Here is a 20,504-nt window from a genome sequence, read left to right on the forward strand (position 1 = left end):
GAACTTGGCGATTGGCCTGAAGACACTCCAATATCGTCCTCTGCAAAACGGTCGCAGAAAACGGCGCGGCTTAAGCAACCTTGTCGAGCAGTGGCTTGAGCGCCGGATGTATCTCCGGCGAGGCGAGTTTGATCAGCGTCAGCAGCGCGCGTTCATTGTCACGCAGCGGGCGGTCGGTGCCGATGCGATCGGCCAGCCATTTCGCCTCGCTGGCGTCGATCGTCTCGGCGCGGCGCGCGAGTGCCTCGGCGGCACGGTTCTTCGACTCCCATTCGGCCTCGATATCGCCGGGCGAACGATAGGCTTCCATGATGCCGGCCAGTCCGCCCGACACAATGCGGCTGAAGAAGCCACCAATTTCGGGCTCGACCTGGTCCAAGAAACTGTCACGACGCAGCGCCACATCGCGCGTCGGCGCTTCGTAGCCGGCCGAACACATGACGAAATTGGCGAGCGCCTTGACGAACAGGTCGTTCCAGGACGGGTCGTTGTGGGTCGCTGCGGTCTGCTCGTTGATCTGGAACAGCACCTCGGCCTCAACCCGTGTGATGGCGATGTTACCGTCGCCGCCATAGGCATGGAGAATGCGGCGCAACAGATCGACCTCTGCCTTGGCGACCAGCCCGGGAACCAGCGCGCCGCCGAGCATCAGTGGTCCCTTGCCGTCGACCACCGCGTTGGCGACCTGCTCGAGCGCATAGGCGGAGAGCCGGCCGGGCGATGATTTCGCCTTTTCCAGCACATGCACCAGCAGCTCCAGTTCGGTCACACTGTCGACCATTCCGTCGCGCGAGATGGTCTGGATCAGCCAACCGGCATTGTCTTCAGAGATATAGCCTGCCGGCTTTTCCTGGTGGACGATGTAGTCGGTAACGGCCTCGACGAAGAATTCAGGCCATTGCGGACATTTGTCCGTCGCTGTCGCATCGAGCGCGAACAGTGCTTCAGCCTCGCCGCGCGTCACCACGCCGTCGGCGAACACTTCGCGACGCAGCATGACGATATCTTCCGCCGTGATGCGGTCCTTCGAGGCCAGCCCCGCCACCGGCGCGCTCCCGATCCGTTCGCCCATCTGTCAATCCCCATCCGCCGTGCCCAACGCAATTGCCGGCCAAACCGTCAGCCCAGAATATCGCCATTGTCTTGAAAAACCGGCAAACGGCGTGGTTAGCGAAGACTGTAAAGACGACGCGCTTTACGTGTCGCTGGCAGGTGACAAGGTGTCGCCGACAAGCTATGGATGGCGCGTCGAGGGCTTAAGTTTTGAGTCCTACCTGTTTGCGGGAGAGAGCAGCGCGAGCTGCCGCCGAAGGGGAAATCGCCCGAAATCTCTCAGGCAAAAGAACCGTAGACGGGAAAGACACTCTGGAAAGTCGGGGCTTGCCCCCGCGCCGAAGGTGTAAGCGTCGCCGACAGAGTTCCGGTTGCGCGAGTCTCTCAGGCTTCAGACAGAGGGGCACGGACTGGTCGCCAGCAGCGGCCGATTGCGTGCGACTCTGGAGATGACATGACGGGCGACGACACCAAACACCTTCCTCTCGAAGATCTGCACACCGCCGCCGGCGCACGCTTTGGCGCCTTTGCGGGCTGGTCGATGCCGCTGACCTATCCGGCCGGCGTGATGAAGGAGCACCTTCACACCCGCGAACATGCCGGCCTGTTCGACATTTCGCATATGAAGCTGTTCGCTGTCAGCGGACCGGGCGCTGCGGCACTGCTCAACCGCGCCAGTCCGCTCGATGCCGGCGCGCTTGAGATTTCACAGTCCAAATATAGTTTCTTCCTCAACGAGGCCGCCGGGATCATCGACGATCTGATCGTCACCCGGCTCGGCGCCGAGCGCTTCATGGTGGTCGCCAACGCCGGGAATGCGGTCGAGGACGAGAAGCATTTGCGTGCGCTGGCCGCGGACTTCGACGTCAAAGTCGATGCGCTCGACCGCGTCTTCCTGGCGATCCAGGGGCCGGAAGCCTGGGCTGCCTTGTCCCGCGCCGGCATCGAGACCGGCTCACTCTTGTTCATGCATGGCATCGAGCCGAAGCAAAACTGGTTCATGAGCCGCTCCGGCTACACCGGCGAGGACGGCTTCGAGATCGGCCTGCCGGAGGCGGATGCGCGCGCTCTGGTCACGAAACTGCTCGAGGACGAGCGTGTGTTGTGGATCGGCCTTGCTGCCCGCGACTCGCTGCGGTTGGAGGCCGGCCTGTGCCTGCACGGCCAGGACATCACGCCGGAGATCGATCCGGCCAGTGCCGGCCTGATGTGGGCGATCCCCAAAGATCTCCGCGCCGGCGGGTCCTTCATCGGCGCCGATGCGCTGCGGTCCATCCTGGAGCGCGGGCCGTCGCAAAAGCGCGTCGGCCTGAAGCCGGACGGCCGCCAGCCGGTGCGCGCCGGCGCTGCTTTGTTCGATGCCGACGGCGATCCGGCCGGCTACGTGACATCAGGCGGCTTCGGCCCGTCGGCCGGCCATCCCGTCGCCATGGGCTATGTGTCAACGGCCTTGGCCAAGCCGGGCACGAAACTGTTCGCCGACGTTCGCGGGACGAAAATCCCGGTCGATATCAGTTCCTTGCCCTTCACTCCTCATCGCTACCGCAAAGGATAATTCCGATGGCAAAAACCTATTTCACACAAGATCACGAATGGCTGAGCGTCGAGGGAGGCATCGCCACCGTCGGGATAACCGACTATGCGCAGGAACAGCTTGGCGATCTCGTCTTCGTCGAACTGCCTCAAATCGGCACCAAACTCAGTAAGGGCGACACCGCCGTGGTCGTCGAATCCGTCAAGGCGGCATCCGATGTTTATGCGCCGGTTGATGGCGAGATCACCGACGCCAACGGCGCGCTGTCCTCGGACCCGTCGCTGGTCAACTCCGCTGCGACCGGCGACGGCTGGCTGTGGAAGATGAAGCTCGCCGACGAAGGCCAACTCGCAGGCCTCATGAATGAGGCCGCCTACAAAGCCCATATCGGTTGACATCAGGACCTATTGCCATGAGCGCAGCACTTACCCCCTTCTCGGCCCGCCACATCGGTCCTGATGTAAACGACGTCAGAGCCATGCTTGCCGTGATCGGCGTTCCCTCCGTCGAGACGCTGATCAGCCAGGCCGTGCCGCAGTCGATCCGCCTCGATCTGCCGCTAGCCCTTCCCGCGCCGGCGAGCGAAGCCGAAGCGCTGGCCGAATTGTCGGCGATCATGGCAAAAAACAGGGTGCTGAAGAGCTTCATCGGCGCCGGCTATCACGGCGTCCATGTGCCGCCGGTCATCCAGCGCAACCTGTTCGAGAACCCGGCCTGGTACACCGCCTATACGCCCTACCAGGCCGAGATCAGCCAGGGCCGCCTGGAAATGCTGTTCAACTTCCAGACCTTGGTCACCGAATTGACCGGCCTGCCGGTGGCTTCGGCCTCCCTGCTCGACGAAGCGACGGCGGTGGCCGAAGCGGTCGGCATCGCGCTGCGCCATCACCGCGACAAGCGCACCAAGGTGGCGCTGGCCGGCACGCCGCATCCGCAGACGCTGGACGTCGTGCGCACCCGCGCCGAGCCGCTCGGCATCGAGATCGATGGCGAGACCATCGACGACAACACCGCCGCCCTGCTGGTCTCCTGGCCGGACACGTTTGGCGTCTATGGCGACCACAAGGCGGCGATCGAGAAAGCTCGCGCCACCGGCGCCGTGGTCGTCTTCATCGCCGATCCGCTTGCGCTCACGCTGACCGAAGCGCCGGCCAGGCTTGGCGCCGACATCGCCGTCGGCCCGATGCAGCGCTTTGGCGTGCCGATGGGCTTTGGCGGCCCGCACGCCGCCTATTGCGCCGTCTCCGACAAGCTGACCCGGCTGATGCCCGGCCGCCTCGTCGGCCAGTCGATCGACAGCAAGGGCCGTCCCGGCTATCGCCTCGCCCTGCAGACGCGCGAACAGCATATCCGCCGCGACAAGGCGACCTCCAACATCTGCACCGCGCAGGCGCTGCTTGCCAACATGGCGACCGCATACGCGATCTGGCACGGGCCTACTGGTTTGCAGGCGATCGCAGCCCGAATTCATGAGCTCGCCAACGGCCTCGCAGCAGGCCTGAAAACCGCTGGTGTTTCCGTGCTCGGCTCAAGCCGTTTCGACACGGTGACGGCCGAAGTGAAGGGCAAGGCAGCTTCGATCGCCGCTGCCGCTGAAAAAGGTGGCCGGCTGCTGCGCGTCATCGATGCCGACCGCATCAGCATCGCCTTCGACGAAACCTCGACCGAGGCGGATCTCGAGGCTATCGCCGCCCTGTTCGGCGCCAAGTCCGGCGCTACTGAGGCCGGCGCGATGCCCGGCAAGCCGCGCGGCAAGGAGTTTCTGACCCAGCCGGTTTTCCGCGAAAACCACTCCGAGACCGACATGATGCGCCTGCTGCGCAGGCTAGCCGACAAGGATTTGGCGCTCGACCGCACCATGATCCCGTTGGGCTCCTGCACCATGAAGCTCAACGCGGCGGCCGAAATGATGCCGGTCAGCTGGCCTGTTGTCGCCAACCTCCATCCCTTCGCGCCGGCCAGCCATTCGGCCGGCTATCGCGCCATGGTCGGCGAGCTGGAAGGCTGGCTGGCGGAGATCACCGGCTTCGACGCCGTCAGCCTGCAGCCCAATGCCGGCAGCCAAGGCGAATATGCCGGCCTGCTCGCCATCCGCGCCTATCACCGTTCGCGTGGCGAAGGCCATCGCACCATCTGCCTGATCCCCCAGTCCGCGCATGGCACCAATCCCGCGAGTGCGGCGATGGCCGGCATGAGCGTCGTCGTCGTGCGTTGCCTGGAGGACGGCAATATCGACATGGACGATATGCGGGCCAAGGCCAACGAGCATTCGAAGAATCTCGCAGCCCTGATGTTCACCTATCCCTCGACGCACGGCGTCTATGAAGAGGGCGCGCGCCACCTGTGCGGTCTCATTCACGAGCATGGCGGCCAGGTCTATTTCGACGGCGCCAACCTTAACGCCCTGGTTGCTTTGGCGCGGCCCGCCGATATCGGCGCCGATATCTGCCACATGAACCTGCACAAGACCTTCTGCATCCCGCATGGCGGCGGCGGTCCGGGCGTCGGTCCGATCGGCGTCAGGGCGCATCTGAAACCCTATCTGCCGGGTCATGTCACCGAAGGTTCGGCGCATGCCGTGTCCGCTGCCCCGTTCGGCAGCGCTTCCATCCTGCCGATCACCTGGATGTACATCCGCATGATGGGCGCCGCCGGCCTGAAGCAGGCGACGGAGACGGCGATCATCTCGGCCAATTATGTGGCGACGCGGCTCGCGCCGCACTTCCCGCTTCTCTACAAGGGCAGGCACGATCGCATCGCGCATGAATGCATCCTCGACACGCGCGTGCTCAAGGAGAGCGCTGGCATCAGCGTCGACGATATCGCCAAGCGGCTGATCGATTACGGTTTTCACGCGCCGACCATGTCGTTCCCTGTCGCCGGCACGCTGATGGTCGAGCCGACCGAATCCGAGCCCAAGCGCGAACTCGACCGGTTCTGCGAGGCGATGATCGCCATTGCCGGCGAGGCAGCGAAAGTGGCGAAGGGTGAATGGCCGCTCGAGGACAACCCGCTGGTCAATGCCCCGCACACGGCGGCCGAAACCCTTGCCGGCCAGTGGACCCACCCCTATTCGCGGCTGGAAGCGGCCTACCCCGCCGGCGATGTCGATACAGCGGCCAAATACTGGCCGCCGGTCTCGCGCATCGACAATGTCGCCGGCGACCGCAACCTCGTCTGCTCCTGCCCGCCGCTGTCGGAATATCTCGGCGCCGCCGAATAACACTCTGGCCTGTCAGGCTGAGCGCAGGGCCGGTCCGTCGGCTTTGCCGTTGAGGACAAGCACGCGATTTCGCCCGGCGTTCTTGGCCGCGTAGAGCGCCCGGTCGGCCTCGGCCAGCACTTCATCCAGGCTGCTGCCGTCTTCCTTGCCAAAGCCAATGCCGCCGCTGACGCTGCTGCGCAACGGCCCGCGCGGCGTCGGCACCACTTCCGTGCCGAAGGCGACGCCGATCCTGCTGGCGAAATCGTAGGCCTTGTCTTCGGTCATCCGAGACATGACCAACGCGAACTCCTCGCCGCCCAGCCGGAAGGCGTCGACGCCAACCCTGTCATACTTCTTGATGACTGCGGCGAAACGGCAGAGCACCCGATCGCCGACGGGATGGCCATAGACATCGTTGGTTCGCTTGAAGTGGTCGAGGTCGAACATGGCGACCGACATGAACGGGCCGAAGACGCGCTCGCGATAGAGCGAGTTCAAAGCCCGCCGGTTCATCAGACCGGTCAACGGGTCGGTCAGGGTCTCGGCCTTCAGTTCGATCTGTGCCTGCAGATGATGCAGCGACAGCGTCAGCGCGCCGAGAGCCGTCATGCAGGCGACCGCCACGACCGAATTCAACCGCTCGGCCCAATTGTCGGGTGCGACGCCGAGCACCCACTGGCCCTTGACCAGAAGCACGGCGCCGCAGAGCCCGAAGGATACGCCGCAGACGCCGCTTAGCGCCGAAACGACCAGCAGAATGCCGCGATCCTGACCGCCCTTGATCCAGAACATCACCCCGATCGAGGCGAGCAGCACTGCTACCGTCGTATAGGTGAGGATGAAGCCGACACCATCGAAACCGAGATAGGTCACGCCGGCGCAGACAGCGATCGCGAGCATGGCCGGCAGGACAGCGCGGCTGTAATTGCGCACACCAAGATATTGCATGGCCGAAAGTGAAAGCGCCAGGAAACCGAGGCTTAGCAGCGCCAACGCTGCCTGACAAAGCAACGGACTGGGCTCCCTCGTGTAGCGCCAGAAGACGATGACGTGGGCGACAAGGACGAGAATGCCGCACGCAACCGTCAGCACGAAGCGTGCACGCGGCGCCGTGAACCAGATCACGAACATGGTGACGCTCAGGCATGTGCCCGACAGCGCAGCCGCCAGCAATAGCGAACTGAAATCCAGCATGGATGAGCGGCAACCTTTGGGATCTTCGATTTGTGGCGCATCATAGGCATGCAACCGGCCGGAGATACCGTTTTCGGCCGGTTTTCAAAGCAACCTGCCGACAGGGTTTACAAAGCGTCGACTGCCGTCCCGCGAAGCTCGGCACGCGAGTGTCCCTAGTCTCAGGCCTTGTTGAGCAGCGCCAGATTGGCGTTGATCACGCTCGGGTCGGCCATTCCGGCCCTTGCTTCCATGAGCAGCGCCCTCGCCTTCTTCTTGTTGCCGCGCAGCAGCTGCGAATAGCCCATATTGTTGACAATCTGCGGCTTGCGCCCGGCAACCTTCAAAAGCTGGTCGTAGGCGCGGTCGGCGAAGTCGAAGCGGCCGAGTTCGTCATAGGAGGCGGCAAGCCCCATCCATCCCTCGGCACTGTCGGCCTTCAGTTCCACGGCCTTGCGGAAATGCTGTTCGGCAAGGCCGTAATTGGCCTCGCGGAACTGCGCCTTGCCTTGCGCAAGGTCGGAGGTGCTGACGTCTTTTGCCACCGGTTGGATCGATGTGGTCTTGGTTTTGTCGACGTTGTCGGTCGTGCAGCCGCCGACCATCAAGACCGCCGCTAGCGCGGCCATTGCCGTGAAACTTCTGTGACGCATGCCCCTGGCCCCAATCGCCCGATTTACCGGGTCGTTCTCTGAGGAAGCAGACTACAACAGGGCGATTAAACTTCAGTGCGGAAACGCGCCTAAAATTTGGTTTCGGGCACAGAAGCCATTAACCAACCGAAGCCTATTCCGGCTCCAGCGCCTTGAGCCCCGCCGGAAACTGATAGCGCCTGCCGTCGTAGCGCAGCCGGTAGGTTCGTTTCATGGACCTGCCGGGATGGGACTGGCACTCGCCATTCTTGTCGACAGACGGATTGTCGGTGTCCAACCGCTCGAACACTGTGATGTCGTGATAGCCGTGATGTCTCGCCGGGCTCATCGCCAGGCTGACCCGGCTGGATTGAAAGGATCCTGCGCAATTGGTGTCGCCTTCGCCGCCAAAGCCGGCCACGATGATGCCGTCGAGCACCAGGCGCAGAGCACCGCCGTCAAGGGCATAGAGCCGCAGGTCGGTTTCACTGAAAGGATTCGGCTGCGAATGGTTTGCCATGTCGATGCGCAGGCCGAAGGCGCCGACATCGGGCGCCAATCTGTAGCGCCCGGTATCGAAGTCGATCCCGCGGATGCCGACGGCATCATCGGTCATCAGCCCGGGTTGGAGCAGGCGCTGGCGCACCTGCCGGGTCTTCCTGTCGACGACCAGAAGCTCGACATCGCCGACATGCCCGTCGTCGCTGGATTGGGAGCTGTCGATCAGCGGCACGGCGACCAACAACAGGTCGTCATGGGCGGGCCAGATCTTGCAGACCACGCCGAATGGCGTATCGCCATCCCAAAGCGTCTGGGCGATGCTGGTATGAGGTTCGAGCGTGAAGGAGGCGCCATCGGCACTCTTTTGGGCCTTGGGATATGCCTGCTGCACCAGAGCGGCAGCGTCGCCGCAATCGTCGGCCGCGGCCGAGGCCGGCGACAGACTGGCCGCGGCGAGGCCGAGGAAGGCGGTGCACAAGACTATTCGCATGGACGGCTCACTCATTTTGCTTTTTGCGGATTTTGCCGAAGGAGAGCGGCCAAACCGGCCGGATATGACATCCAGGCGAAGCGTAGTTGAAGTGAGTAACCGCAGAAAGCCGCCGGGCGGCCACTTGGTATCTACTGCCTTGGTATCTACTGCCTTGGTATCTACTGAACCGCCGTCATTTTGACGATGATCGGGATGACGGCGATCATCAGCACCACCGGCAGGATGCACACCACCACCGGCACCGACATCTTGGCCGGCAAGGCATGTGCCTTCTCCTCGGCCAACGACATGCGCTTGTGGCGCATTTCGTCGGAGAACACGCGCAGCGCCCCGGCGAGGCTGGTGCCGAGTTCCTTCGACTGCTGCAAGAGCGTGGCGAAGGAGCGCACCTCGTCCAGGCTGAGGCGGTCGGCGAGCGCCTTCAATGCATCGTCGAGGCTGCGGCCGGCCCTGAGTTCCAGCGACACCAGCTGCAGGTTCTGGCTCAGCGACGGATAGGTCTTGGCCAGTTCCTTCGAGACGCGCTCGATGCCGGCCTCCATGCTCATGCCGGCATCGGAGCAGACGATCATCAAATCCATGAAGTCGGGAAAGCCGTTGCGGTATTCGCGCATCTTTTCCCGCACCTTCTGGCTGAGCACCAGGCCGGGCACGAAATAGCCGGCGGCTCCCGACAGGATGATGAAGGTCCAGCGGCTGGTCGCGGTGGAATCGACGCTGCCCATCCAATGGTTGACCAGGAACGCGCCGATCGCTGCGCCCACCAGGCAGGCGAAGCGGATCAGGAAGAATGTGCCGACCGCGCGCGGCTCCATATAGCCCGCCTGGATCAGCTTCATACGCAGCCGGGCGACATTTTCCGGATCGCTCTTGGCGTAGAATTCCTGCGCCCGCTTCACCGCCTTCTCGCGCACGACGCTCTGGTTCTTCTTCGGCGCCACCTCGGCCTGTTGGGGAGTCTTGCTGTCGTCGATCTTGAGCCGGCGCTTGAGATCGTTGCGGTCGCCTTTGGCCACCACCAGCGGCCATGCCACCGCGCTGCCGCCCAATGCCAGCAGCATCGCGGCTACCGGCATCAGCGACGTCGGCGCCAGCGAGGCAAGAAACTGGATCACCTGCTCCATCTCAGAACCGGAAGTTCGACATCTTGAACATGATGATGTTGCCCAGCATCAGCCATGTCACCGAACCGCCCAGCAGATACCAGGTCTTCGGCACATCCCAGACGCTTTGATAAAATTGCGGCATCATCACCATGATGGCGGCGAACAGCAGCGCCGGCACCGCCGTCAGGATATAGGCCGACATACGACCCTCGGTCGAAATGGCGCGCACCTTGCGGCGCAGCTTGCCGCGTTCGCGGATCGTCGTCGACAGCCCGTCGAGGATCTCGCGCAGATTGCCGCCCGAACTCGTCTGGATGGAAACCGCGGTGACGAACAGCGGCAGATCCTCCTGGCCGACGCGATCAAACAGTGAATTCAACGCCGAAACCAGGTCGGAACCATAAGTCACCTCGTCGGAGATAACGCCGAATTCGGTGCCGATCGGATCGGGCATCTCGCGCGACACCATGGAGATCGCCACCGGAACCGGATGCCCGGCCTTCAAGCCGCGCGTGATCAATTCCAGCGCCTCCGGCAACTGCACGCCGAAACGCTTCACCCGCCGGGCACGCTTGGAACGCAGCACAATTACCGGCAGCAGCGCTGTCAGCACCACAAACAGCAAAATGGCGAGCAACAGCGGCAGGCCGTACCAGAGCGCGACGAGCATCATCGCCAGCGCCACGCCCGTCGTCATCGTCAGGAATTTCGGCAAGGGCATCACCATGCCAGACTGCGTGCGCAGCGCGCGAAAACGGTCGGGCGAGAAGAATGACGTGCCGGAATCGAGGCCGCGTTCCTTGCGCAGCTGGATCAGCACCTGTTCCTGGCTGATCTTGTTTTCCTGCAGCTTCATGCGCCGGTTGATAGCCAGGCGCTTGTCGCTGCGGCCGGCATAGAGCAGATAGCAGCCTTCGGCGATCATGATGCCGGTCAGCGCTGCCGCGGCATAAACGACATAGATCGGGCTGAAATTCTCGAACACCCGGCTACTCCTGCGGCCGGCCGGGTTCGAAATATTTGCCGGGGAATTCAATGCCCATATTGCGCAGGTCCTCGAGGAAACGCGGGCGAATGCCGGTCGCCTCGTAGTGACCGAGGATCTTGCCGTCGGCCTCCATGCCAGTGCGCACGAAGCGGAATATCTCCTGCATCTGGATGACGTCCCCTTCCATGCCGGTCACCTCGGCGACGCTGGTCACCTTGCGCTTGCCGTCCGACAGTCGCGTCAGCTGGACGATAAGGTCGAGCGCGCTGGCGATCTGACTGCGGATCGACTGCACCGTCATCGGCATGCCGGTCATGCCCAGCATCTGCTCGAGGCGTGAAATGGCGTCGCGCGGCGTGTTGGCGTGGATGGTCGCCATCGAGCCTTCATGTCCGGTGTTCATCGCCTGCAGCATGTCGAAGGCCTCCTCGCCGCGGCACTCGCCGAGGATGACGCGGTCGGGGCGCATGCGCAGCGCGTTCTTGACCAGGTCGCGCTGCTTCAGCTCGCCATGACCTTCGATGTTGGCGGGGCGCGTTTCCATGCGCGCGACATGCGGCTGCTGCAGCTGCAGTTCGGCCGCGTCCTCGATGGTGATCAGCCGTTCGTCTTCCGGAATGAAGGCCGACAATGCGTTGAGCATCGTCGTCTTGCCGGTGCCGGTACCGCCCGAGATGATGGTCGTTTTGCGGGCGTGGACTGCAGCCGCCAGCACCTCGGCCATGTTCTGGGTGATGGCGCCGAACTCGACCAGCTTGTGCAGGCCGAGCTTGTTCTTTGAAAACTTGCGGATCGACACCAGCGGCCCGTCGACGGCGACCGGGCGAATGGCGGCGTTGAAGCGCGAGCCGTCGAGCATGCGGGCATCGACCATCGGTTGCGATTCGTCGACCCGGCGGCCGACGGCGGCGACGATCTTGTTGACGATGCGCAACAGGTGCGCCTCGTCCTTGAACGGGATATGGACCTGCTGCAGCTTGCCCCGCTTTTCGACGAAGCAGTTCTGGTGGCCGTTGATCAGGATATCGTTGATGTCGGGATCCTTGAGCAGCGGTTCCAGCGGCCCGAGGCCGACCATCTCATCGACGATGTCGTCGACCAGTGCTTCAAGTTCGACGGTGTTGATCGCCATACGCTCCTGGCGGGTCTTTTCCGACACGAACTCCTGCACCTGCCGGCGCATCTCATCCTTGGGCAGGCGCTCCAGCGCGACCAGGTTGATTTCCTCGAGCAGCAGCCGGTGGATGCGCACGCGGGCATCGAGCACCTTGTTGGCGCTTTTTCCCGGTGTTGTCTCCGGCTTCGGCGGCAAGGCCTTGCGGTTCGTCGGGATGACCACGGCGTGATGCGCGACCGGCGCCGCCTCGGCCGGCTTCAGCGCGCGGACGTCACGGTTCTGCAGGGTCGAGAAGCGGCTGGTCATCCGGCTTTCCTCTTCAGGAGGCCCCTGCCGATGCCGAACAGCGAGCGCGATTTCTCCGGCGTCACCACGGCTTCTTCCGGCAGGATGATCCTCTTCAGATCGTTGACGACGTTGGCGTTCGGGTCGATCTCATGCAGCGGCACGCCGCGGTCGACCGCTTCACGCACAAGCCGGTAATTGTTGGAGATGCCGCCGACGAAATGCTCGCCCAGGATTTCCTGGACATCCGCCTGCTTGATGCCGTTGTCGAACATCTTCTGCTCGAAACGATTGACGATGACGTTCGGCTTCACTTCCTTGCCGGCCGTCTCGTAGACCGCCTGGATCAGCCGCTGCGTGTGGCGCAGGCATGGCACCGTCATTTCGGCGACGATGTAGAGCTTGTTGGAGCCGAGCAGCACCGTCTCCGTCCACGGAAACCAGGTGCGCGGCATGTCGATGACGACGTTATCGAAATAGGCCGAGACGAGATCGAGCATGCGCACCACGACATCGGTCTTGAACGAGCGCATTTCCGACGGATGCGTTGGCGCCGCCAGCACGCAGAGCCCGCTCGCATGCTTGGACAGCATCACATCCAGCAGCTGACGGTCGAGGCGCTCGGGCTGGTTCTCGATTTCGGTGATGTCGAAGCGCGGCTCGAGGTCGAGATATTCGGCGCAGGCGCCTTGCTGGAAATTGAGGTCGACCACGCAGGTCGACGCGCCGCGCGTCACCGAATGATGCAGCTGGAAGGCGGTCTGCAGCGCCAGCGTCGTGGTGCCGACGCCGCCGGCGGCCGGCATGAAGGTATAGATCTGCGACTCGGTGTTTTCCTCGCGCCCCGGCCCTTGCAGCGCGCGCACGACCGACCGCACCAGATCGGCGGTGGTGATCGGCTTGACCAGGAAATCGGCGACCTGGAGCTGCACCAGGATACGCACTGCGGCTGCGTTGAATTCCTGGGTGACGACGACCACCGGAACGCGGCCTTCAAGCCGGCGCATGATGCGCTGCAGCGACTCGATCTCTTCCAGCTTTGCCGCATCCATGTCGACGATGAGCGCGCCGAAATCGGCTTCCTGGACCTCGCCGCGCAGTTCGGTAATGTTCTTCTCGACGGTCGAAAGCTGGATCACCTCCGAGGCCGCGAACGCGGTGCGCGTATCCTGCGCAAAGGTCCGGTCGCTGGACACCAGCAGGATCTTCTTGGTCTTGATGCCGCTTGCCATTTTGTCAGCCTGTCAGGTCATTCCCGGTCAAATCACCGGGGCAAATCAATCGGTTGTCGCTGTCGGTTGCACGGCCTTGGCAGCAGCAGCCTGGTCGGCGGCGTTGACTGCCGCCTCACTGCGCTGCGCCGGCACCAGCAGCCTGGTGTTCTGGACGCCGTATTTCCAGGGATCGACCATCTGCATGGCCGTATTGGCGGCCTGTGCGTTGCCGGCGGCAATCGTCGGTCCCTCGGAGCGGACATAGTCGTCGCTGGTGCAGCCGCCGGCGAGGCCGGCGATCAGCAGGGCGATGCATGATTCCACGCGCATGGCTTCAATCCTTCGGCAGGTCGAGGAAATGCCCGACGGTGGTGACCGCGGCCGGCTGTGGCGTACTGCCGCTGGCCATTGCCACTGCACGATTGGCTTCGGACGATTTCACTTCCTCGGTGTTGTTGAGGAAATAGTCGACATTGCTGGCCGGCTGCGTGCCGTCGGTCGGCTCGAGCAGCTTCTTCGACGGATCGACCGGCTTGACCAGATAGGGGGTGACGATGATCACCAGATCGGTCTCGCGCCGCTGATAGGATTTGGAGGAGAACAGCGAGCCGAGCACCGGCAGCTTGCCGAGGCCGGGTAGACGCGATGTGGTAATGTCGTTCTGTGACTGCAGCAGGCCGGCGATCATGAAGCTCTGGCCATTCTTCAGGTCGACGGATGTTTTGGCGCGGCGCACGATAAAGCCCGGGACCGAGATATTGCCGATATTGTAGGAGGCCGAAGCGTCGATCGAGGACACTTCCGGCGCGATGTCGAGGCTCACCAGCCCGTCCTTGAGAACCGTCGGCGTGAAGTCGAGGCTGACGCCGTATTTCTTGTAGCTGACGGAAATCTTGCCATTGTCCTCGGAGACCGGGATCGGGAACTCGCCGCCGGCGAGGAAGCTTGCCGTCTGGCCCGAGCGGGCGATCAGGTTCGGCTCGGCCAGCCGCCTGGCGAGACCACGTTCCTCCAGCGCCTTGATGGCGACGTCGATCGACAGGCCGTTGGACAGCAGCCGGCCGATGATCTCGCCATTGCCGGCTCCCGGCACCGTGCCAGGATCGAGGGTGACGTCGCGCCCGCCAATGCCGTAAGCGAAATTGGCGCTGTATTTGGCGCCGAGATCCTGTCCGGCCTGGCGATTGATCTCGACGAAGCGGACGTTGAGCTGAACCTGCTGCGAGGACGAGATGTTGACCGAATTGATCACTTCTTCATTGCCGGAGAAGCGGCTGGCGATCTTGCTTGCCTTCTCGGCGGCGACCGCGTCATCGGCCTCGCCCGACAGCACGACGCGGCCATTGGCCGAGCCGACCTTGATCTTGGCGTCCGGCACGCTGGCGCGAATGGTGCTGGCCAGCTGGTCGGTGTCCAGCGTCACCTCGATGTCGACGGTGCCGACCAACTGCTTGTTCTCGTCGAACAGCGCGATGCCGGTGGTGCCGAGATTGTTGCCCAGCACATAGAAGGATTTGTCGGTCAGCGGATTGACGTTGGCGATCTCCGGATCGCCGATGACGATCTGGTAGAAGGCGGCATTGGTCATGACCGTCTTCGGCTTGCCCTTGGCTACCTTGATCGACGCATTCGTTGTGGACGAGACATGGACGATATCGTTGTCGGCCTTGGCTGGCGCACTGAGGCCGAGCATTGCGGCCGCGGCCAGGCAAGCCCCCACCGCAAGCGCCCGCATTGGGCGCAGCCCTTTCGTAGTTCGAAATGCATGAAGTCCCGACATCTGTCCCGTCCCTCGCCCGGTCCCCACCGGCAGTTATTGCTGGTCCCGCGCAGGAACCTGGTATTCTTCGACCTGCGTGCCGCGCGTCACGATGATCGTCTTGAATTTCGGCTTCTCAGGCTCCTTGGTCGCGGCAGTGAACAGCGCGCCGGCAGCGGCCTGGACGCCGGAGGCGACCGATCCGCCGAAGGACGAGATGGTGGTGACGCCGTCCTTGGCGGCCCCTCCGTCTGCGGCCGAGCGGAGCGACAGCGACAAGGTGCCGACGGTGCGGGCAAGCGCCACTTTCTGCGCGCCTTCGGTCGTCACCTCGATGGTGACGGAATTGGCGATCTGCGGTGCGGTCTGGCGCTCGTCGGCGCCCTGCCCCACGGTCAGCACCTTGGCGTCGGAGACGACAATCTCGGAGGTAACGGTCGATCCGGCAGCGCCCTGTGCGTTCTTGGCCACTTCCTGGATTTCGCCCGCATCGCGTGTCAGCACCACGTCGACCCGGTCGCCCGGCATGACGAAGCCGCCGACACCGGCGATCTCGTCGGTGCGGATTGTCACCGCCCGCATGCCGGGCGTCATCATGTTTGATAGCGTCGCGCGGCCGTTCGGCCCCGACAATTTGCTGATCAGCACCGGCTCGTTGACCTCGATCGGCGACAATACCACGCGGCTGCCTTCGGCGAGCAATGCATTGACTGTGGTGAACGCGCCCTGCGGCACCGAATCCTCGGACCATGGGATTTCGCTGAGCTGCGCCCGGTCAAGCTCCATGCCGTAACGCAGCGGCGCGTTGGCCACCACTATGGTCTTGAAGACGACCTTGGGGACGGCGGGCGCCGGGATCGACGCCGTTTTCTCTTCGGCATCGGCCTTGGCCTGGCTTTTCACCCAGAAATCCGCGGCAAAGATTGAAATCGCGCCGAAGACGGCAGCGATGCCAATCATCGTTATGGCCTTGCCCCTCACAACCAACCCCTGACATTCGTGGTCTTTTGTTTTGTTGAGGCGACGCTAGGCCGCTTTGTTAAAGATTCAGGAATCGCGGCCGCTCTCGCTGGACCTATTTCCGCCGGCTTGGTTATCGAAAGGTTTTAGGATAAGAAGGGTTTAATCCCCGAACGTAACAGGAACTTCCGTCGCTTGGCGCCGAAAAGCGTGGCAGTATCGACGGGTGATTCGCGGCACCGGATTCTATGGCAGGCATGGACGACAACAACGATCTTTTCGGCAATCTGGAAAAGCAGCCCCAATCGGCTCGGACACCGGCGCGGCCGGCCGACCCGCTGCTGCAGGCCACGAAACGTTCCGTTGCGACCAAGGACGGCAGCGAGGGCTATAGTGCCGCCGACATCGAGGTGCTGGAGGGGCTAGAGCCGGTGCGGCGCCGTCCCGGCATGTATATTGGCGGCACCGACGACAAGGCGATGCACCATCTGTTTGCCGAGGTCATCGATAATTCGATGGACGAGGCGGTCGCCGGCCATGCCACCTTCATCGATGTCGAGCTGTCGGCCGACGGGTTTCTGACCGTCACCGACAATGGCCGCGGCATTCCGGTCGATCCGCATCCGAAATTCAAGAAACCGGCGCTCGAAGTCATCATGACGACGCTGCATTCGGGCGGCAAGTTCGATAGCAAGGTCTATGAGACCTCCGGCGGTCTGCACGGTGTCGGCGTCTCGGTCGTCAATGCGCTGTCGGACCATCTCGAAGTCGAGGTCGCGCGCGGTCGCCAGCTTTACCGCCAAAGGTTCTCGCGCGGCGTTCCGGTGAGCGGGCTGGAGCAGCTCGGCGAAGTGCACAACCGGCGCGGCACCAAAATCCGCTTCCATCCCGACGAGCAGATTTTCGGCAAGGGCGCCGCCTTCGAGCCGGCGCGGCTCTATCGCATGACCCGCTCGAAAGCCTATCTGTTCGGCGGCGTCGAGATCCGCTGGAGCTGCGACCCATCGCTGATCAAGGAAAAGGACCAGACGCCGGCCAAGGCGGAGTTCCATTTCCCCGGCGGCTTGAAGGACTATCTCAAGGCATCGCTCGGCGATGATTTCCAGGTGACCCGCGAAATCTTCGCCGGCAAGAGCGAGAAGCAGGGCGGCCACGGTTCGCTGGAATGGGCGGTGACCTGGTTCGGCGGTGACGGCTTCGTCAACTCCTACTGCAACACCATCCCGACCGGCGAAGGCGGCACGCATGAGGCCGGCTTTCGCAATGTGCTGACGCGCGGGCTTCGGGCCTATGCCGACCTGGTCGGCAACAAGCGCGCCTCGATCGTCACCTCCGAAGACGTGATGATCTCGGCGGCAGGCATGCTGTCGGTGTTTATTCGCGAGCCGGAATTCGTCGGCCAGACCAAGGACAGGCTGGCAACGATCGAAGCCATTCGCATTGTCGAGACCGCCATCCGCGATCCCTTCGACCACTGGCTGGCCGACAATCCGCAGGAAGCCTCCAAGCTGCTGGAATGGGTGATTGCGCGCGCCGACGAGCGGGTGCGCCGGCGCCAGGAAAAGGAAGTGTCGCGCAAGAGCGCGGTGCGCAAGCTGCGCCTTCCCGGCAAGCTCGCCGACTGCACGCAGAATGCCGCCGCGGGCGCCGAACTGTTCATCGTCGAAGGCGACTCGGCCGGCGGCTCGGCCAAGCAGGCGCGCGACCGCGCCAGCCAGGCGGTGCTGCCGCTGCGCGGAAAAATCCTCAACGTCGCCAGCGCCGGCAACGACAAGCTAGCCGCCAACCAGCAGATTTCGGACCTGATTCAGGCGCTCGGCTGCGGCACGCGCTCGAAATACCGCGACGAGGATTTGCGCTACGACCGCGTGATCATCATGACCGACGCCGACGTCGACGGCGCTCACATAGCCTCGCTGCTGATCACCTTCTTCTACCAGGAAATGCCGAATCTGGTGAATGGCGGCCATCTCTATCTGGCGGTGCCGCCGCTCTATTCGATCCGGCAAGGCGGCAAGGTTGCCTATGCCAGGGACGATGCGCACAAGGACGAGCTGTTGCGCACCGAATTCACCGGCCGCGCCAAGGTCGAGATCGGCCGCTTCAAGGGCCTGGGCGAGATGATGGCCGCGCAGCTCAAGGAAACCACCATGGACCCGAGGAAGCGCACGCTGCTCAGGGTCGATGTCATCGACGCCGTGGCCGCGACCAAGGATGCTGTCGACGCGCTGATGGGCACCAAGCCGGAAGCCCGCTTCCGCTTCATCCAGGAACGCGCCGAATTCGCCGCGACGGAAGTGCTGGATATCTGAGCGCTGGCCAACTCTTCGTTTTGACGCAGTTCCGGGCGGAAAACCGTTTCACACTTTTCCTGGAACTGCTCTAGCCTGCGCTTCCGATACGGAGACCAGCTTATGATCTGGGCGCGGCTGAAGAGCTACTTCGAAACCAGTTTGGCGGGCCTGACGCAGCCGACGCGCTCGGATTGGATTTTCGCCCTGCGCACGGTTTCGGCCGGTCTGATCGCGCTTCTCGCTGCTTACGCGCTAAAACTCGACCACCCGCAATGGGCGATGATGACGGTCTTCATCGTCGCCCAGCCGGTCGCCGGCATGGTGCTGGCGAAAGGTTTTTACCGGCTGCTCGGCACGCTGGCCGGTGGACTTGCGGCGATCGGCATCACCTCGGTTTTCGGCACCAATCCCTGGCTGCTGGTCACGGCGCTGTCCGTCTGGATTGGGCTGTGCACGCTGGTTTCGTCGCTGCTGCGCAATCCGGAAGCCTATGGCGCCGCACTTGCCGGCTATACCGCGATGATCATTGGGCTGCCGGCTTTCGGCCAGCCGCATGTGATCGTCGATCTCGCTGTCGCGCGCTGCGCCGAGATCGTGCTCGGCATCGTCTGCGCCGGCCTGACCAGCCGGCTGATCCTGCCCAAGCTGGCCGCTGACGCCATCATCTCCAGGCTGAAGCGCAGCATCCTCGACCTTGCAACCTATGCGGGCGGCGCTTTTTCCGGCGGCGACCCGGCGAGACTGGCCGGCCTGCACGGCAAGCTGATCACGGACGCCCAGATGCTGGCCGAGATGCGCACCTATGCCCGGCTCGAAGCCCCGAGCTTCGCCACCCGCGCCCATCCGGTCCGCCTCACCATCGGTCAGCTTCTGTCGGCGCTGTCGGCGGCACGCGCGCTGCATTCTCACGCCGCGCCGAAAAACGCAGCGCTCATTCCGGTGCGCTCGGAACTGCAGTCGCTGGTCAGCGAACTGGCAGCCACGCCCGAGGCGCTGGAGGACACGTCGCCCTGGGTGACGCGGCTCGACGCGATTGCCGGCAAGGCCCGGCAAATGCCCGATGCCTCGACCGATCAGGACGACAGGGTCGGCACCATCACGCGCCTCACCATCGCCGCCGATTTCGCCGAAGCCTTCAAGCAGGTGCTGCGCGGCCTCGACGCCCTGCGCGCACCGGTGACGGGCCCCAGCCGGATGAACAGGCAGCAGCCTGCGCTGGTGGTGCACCGCGATTATCCCGGGGCTTCGCGCAATGCCATACGCGCGGCGCTGGCCACGCTGGCGGTCGCCGCCTTCTGGCTGACGACGAAATGGTCCGACGCGGCCGGCACTGTCATCCTCGTTGCCGTCGTCTCCAGTCTTTTCGCCGCGCGGCCTGACCCGGTGCGGGTGTCCTGGGGCTTCTTCAAGGGAACGCTGCTGGCTTTGCCCTTTGCCTTCCTTGTCGGCCAGGTCGCGCTGCCTGCTTTGCCCGGCTTCGGCTGGTTCACGCTGTTTGTCGTGCCGATCCTGGTACCGACGGCGCTGGGCATGGCCAATCCGCGCACCGTCGGCGTGGCGACGGCCTTTGCCATCAATTTCCTCGCCTTCCTCAGCCCGCATCAGGCGATGACCTATGCCCCAGGCCCGTTTTTCGCCGGCTCGGCGTCGGTGCTGGTCGGCATCCTGCTGGCGATCGGCGTCTTCATCGTGGTGCTGCCGGTGGATCCATGGCGCGCGGCCAACCGCATCGTGCGGGCCATGCGCGAGGATCTGGCGCGGCTGTGCCTGCATGAGCGGGTGCCGCGGCGTTCGGCCTTCGAAAGCCTGGCCTATGACCGCATCAACCAGCTGATGCCGCTCTTGCAAAATGCCGGCAGGAAAGGCGATGCGATTCTGGGCGGCGGGGTCGCCGCCGTTACCGTCGGCCTTGAAATCCTGCGTCTGCGCGCCGCGCAGCAGAGCCCGTCCACTCCTACCGACACCGCGCTCTCGATCGCCAATTTCCTGCGCGGCCTCGCGCGTGAACTGCTCTTTCGCGCAACCGGCGATCCACAGACAGCAACTGTCACTGTGGCCCGGCAATATGCAGCCAGCCTTTCAGAGCGCAGCGGCGGTGCGGATATGCTGCAGATCGCAGCCTGGCTGCGCATCATCGCCGCCGCGATCGAGGATTTCCCGGATTTCTTCACCAGGGGCCGTGGCTAGGGC

At 63.7% G+C, this 20,504-nt stretch carries 16 protein-coding genes and 1 riboswitch; of the genes, 5 read left to right on the forward strand and 11 right to left on the reverse strand.

The features are described from left to right. Window positions 1-70: 70 nt before the first annotated feature. Window positions 71-1,072: a hypothetical protein gene (locus NKJ18_RS05265; RefSeq protein ID WP_352757923.1), complete on the reverse strand. Its 1,002-nt coding sequence runs from the start codon at window positions 1,070-1,072 to the stop codon at window positions 71-73. Window positions 1,073-1,271: 199 nt separating this feature from the next. After that, window positions 1,272-1,358, forward strand: a riboswitch (glycine riboswitch). 149 nt (window positions 1,359-1,507) lie between these two features. On the opposite strand from NKJ18_RS05265, the gene gcvT reads away from it, so the two are divergent. Genes gcvT through gcvP form a run of 3 tightly spaced genes read left to right on the forward strand, consistent with a single transcriptional unit; the run spans window position 1,508 to window position 5,810 of the window. Then, window positions 1,508-2,608: a glycine cleavage system aminomethyltransferase GcvT gene (gcvT, locus tag NKJ18_RS05270; protein WP_023691145.1), complete on the forward strand. Its 1,101-nt coding sequence runs from the start codon at window positions 1,508-1,510 to the stop codon at window positions 2,606-2,608. A 5-nt stretch (window positions 2,609-2,613) separates the two neighbouring features. Then, on the forward strand, window positions 2,614-2,982 hold the full coding sequence (gcvH, locus tag NKJ18_RS05275; RefSeq protein WP_023681591.1) for a glycine cleavage system protein GcvH: 369 nt from the start codon (window positions 2,614-2,616) through the stop codon (window positions 2,980-2,982). 17 nt (window positions 2,983-2,999) lie between these two features. Next, window positions 3,000-5,810, forward strand: coding sequence for an aminomethyl-transferring glycine dehydrogenase (gcvP, locus tag NKJ18_RS05280; protein WP_352757924.1), 2,811 nt, complete (start codon window positions 3,000-3,002; stop codon window positions 5,808-5,810). 12 nt (window positions 5,811-5,822) lie between these two features. On the opposite strand, the gene NKJ18_RS05285 is transcribed toward gcvP, so the two are convergent. The 10 genes from NKJ18_RS05285 to cpaB all read right to left on the reverse strand — a co-directional run bounded on the left by NKJ18_RS05285 (window position 5,823) and on the right by cpaB (window position 16,020). Continuing rightward, the gene (locus NKJ18_RS05285; protein WP_023825657.1) at window positions 5,823-6,986 is read right to left on the reverse strand and encodes a GGDEF domain-containing protein; all 1,164 of its coding nucleotides are present in this window, start codon (window positions 6,984-6,986) and stop codon (window positions 5,823-5,825) included. A 161-nt stretch (window positions 6,987-7,147) separates the two neighbouring features. Next, window positions 7,148-7,618 (reverse strand): hypothetical protein, encoded by a 471-nt coding sequence (locus NKJ18_RS05290; protein ID WP_023825658.1) that lies wholly within the window; start codon window positions 7,616-7,618, stop codon window positions 7,148-7,150. A gap of 133 nt (window positions 7,619-7,751) precedes the next feature. Next, entirely contained in the window at window positions 7,752-8,819 is a 1,068-nt protein-coding gene (locus tag NKJ18_RS05295; RefSeq protein ID WP_245261299.1) for a PA3715 family protein, read from the reverse strand. Then, window positions 8,750-9,715 carry a type II secretion system F family protein gene (locus NKJ18_RS05300; protein ID WP_023688293.1) on the reverse strand — a complete coding sequence of 322 codons (966 nt, stop codon included), beginning with the start codon at window positions 9,713-9,715 and terminating at the stop codon, window positions 8,750-8,752. Before NKJ18_RS05300 ends, NKJ18_RS05295 begins: the two co-directional genes overlap by 70 nt. A gap of 1 nt (window position 9,716) precedes the next feature. After that, entirely contained in the window at window positions 9,717-10,682 is a 966-nt protein-coding gene (locus NKJ18_RS05305; protein WP_023688292.1) for a type II secretion system F family protein, read from the reverse strand. Window positions 10,683-10,686: 4 nt separating this feature from the next. Then, window positions 10,687-12,108 (reverse strand): TadA family conjugal transfer-associated ATPase, encoded by a 1,422-nt coding sequence (locus NKJ18_RS05310; RefSeq protein ID WP_023667600.1) that lies wholly within the window; start codon window positions 12,106-12,108, stop codon window positions 10,687-10,689. Beyond that, entirely contained in the window at window positions 12,105-13,319 is a 1,215-nt protein-coding gene (locus NKJ18_RS05315; RefSeq protein WP_023667601.1) for a CpaE/TadZ family protein, read from the reverse strand. The genes NKJ18_RS05310 and NKJ18_RS05315 overlap by 4 nt, the downstream gene beginning before the upstream one ends. A 45-nt stretch (window positions 13,320-13,364) precedes the next feature. After that, the gene (locus tag NKJ18_RS05320) at window positions 13,365-13,631 is read right to left on the reverse strand and encodes a hypothetical protein (protein ID WP_023667602.1); all 267 of its coding nucleotides are present in this window, start codon (window positions 13,629-13,631) and stop codon (window positions 13,365-13,367) included. Window positions 13,632-13,635: 4 nt separating this feature from the next. Further along, complete coding sequence (locus NKJ18_RS05325; protein WP_031262407.1) at window positions 13,636-15,036, reverse strand: type II and III secretion system protein family protein; 1,401 nt, start codon at window positions 15,034-15,036, stop codon at window positions 13,636-13,638. 78 nt (window positions 15,037-15,114) lie between these two features. Next, on the reverse strand, window positions 15,115-16,020 hold the full coding sequence (gene cpaB / locus NKJ18_RS05330) for a Flp pilus assembly protein CpaB (RefSeq protein ID WP_023701208.1): 906 nt from the start codon (window positions 16,018-16,020) through the stop codon (window positions 15,115-15,117). 257 nt (window positions 16,021-16,277) lie between these two features. Between cpaB and parE the strand changes: the two genes are divergently transcribed. Together parE and NKJ18_RS05340 are read left to right on the forward strand one after the other, a co-directional pair. Then, the gene (gene parE, locus NKJ18_RS05335) at window positions 16,278-18,332 is read left to right on the forward strand and encodes a DNA topoisomerase IV subunit B (protein WP_023667605.1); all 2,055 of its coding nucleotides are present in this window, start codon (window positions 16,278-16,280) and stop codon (window positions 18,330-18,332) included. A 102-nt stretch (window positions 18,333-18,434) separates the two neighbouring features. Next, the gene (locus tag NKJ18_RS05340) at window positions 18,435-20,501 is read left to right on the forward strand and encodes an FUSC family protein (RefSeq protein ID WP_352757925.1); all 2,067 of its coding nucleotides are present in this window, start codon (window positions 18,435-18,437) and stop codon (window positions 20,499-20,501) included. Window positions 20,502-20,504 lie beyond the last annotated feature (3 nt).

The organism is Mesorhizobium sp. M0217 (assembly GCF_040321955.1).
GTDB lineage: Bacteria > Pseudomonadota > Alphaproteobacteria > Rhizobiales > Rhizobiaceae > Mesorhizobium.

Excerpts from the sequence above, each read along its gene's own strand:
- NKJ18_RS05265 (WP_352757923.1), bottom strand. The coding sequence starts at position 1,072 with ATGGGCGAACGGATCGGGAGCGCGCCGGTGGCGGGGCTGGCCTCGAAG.
- gcvT (WP_023691145.1), top strand. The coding sequence starts at position 1,508 with ATGACGGGCGACGACACCAAACACCTTCCTCTCGAAGATCTGCACACC.
- gcvH (WP_023681591.1), top strand. The coding sequence starts at position 2,614 with ATGGCAAAAACCTATTTCACACAAGATCACGAATGGCTGAGCGTCGAG.
- gcvP (WP_352757924.1), top strand. The coding sequence starts at position 3,000 with ATGAGCGCAGCACTTACCCCCTTCTCGGCCCGCCACATCGGTCCTGAT.
- NKJ18_RS05285 (WP_023825657.1), bottom strand. The coding sequence starts at position 6,986 with ATGCTGGATTTCAGTTCGCTATTGCTGGCGGCTGCGCTGTCGGGCACA.
- NKJ18_RS05290 (WP_023825658.1), bottom strand. The coding sequence starts at position 7,618 with ATGCGTCACAGAAGTTTCACGGCAATGGCCGCGCTAGCGGCGGTCTTG.
- NKJ18_RS05300 (WP_023688293.1), bottom strand. The coding sequence starts at position 9,715 with ATGGAGCAGGTGATCCAGTTTCTTGCCTCGCTGGCGCCGACGTCGCTG.
- NKJ18_RS05310 (WP_023667600.1), bottom strand. The coding sequence starts at position 12,108 with ATGACCAGCCGCTTCTCGACCCTGCAGAACCGTGACGTCCGCGCGCTG.
- NKJ18_RS05315 (WP_023667601.1), bottom strand. The coding sequence starts at position 13,319 with ATGGCAAGCGGCATCAAGACCAAGAAGATCCTGCTGGTGTCCAGCGAC.
- NKJ18_RS05320 (WP_023667602.1), bottom strand. The coding sequence starts at position 13,631 with ATGCGCGTGGAATCATGCATCGCCCTGCTGATCGCCGGCCTCGCCGGC.
- NKJ18_RS05325 (WP_031262407.1), bottom strand. The coding sequence starts at position 15,036 with ATGCGGGCGCTTGCGGTGGGGGCTTGCCTGGCCGCGGCCGCAATGCTC.
- cpaB (WP_023701208.1), bottom strand. The coding sequence starts at position 16,020 with ATGATTGGCATCGCTGCCGTCTTCGGCGCGATTTCAATCTTTGCCGCG.
- parE (WP_023667605.1), top strand. The coding sequence starts at position 16,278 with ATGGACGACAACAACGATCTTTTCGGCAATCTGGAAAAGCAGCCCCAA.
- NKJ18_RS05340 (WP_352757925.1), top strand. The coding sequence starts at position 18,435 with ATGATCTGGGCGCGGCTGAAGAGCTACTTCGAAACCAGTTTGGCGGGC.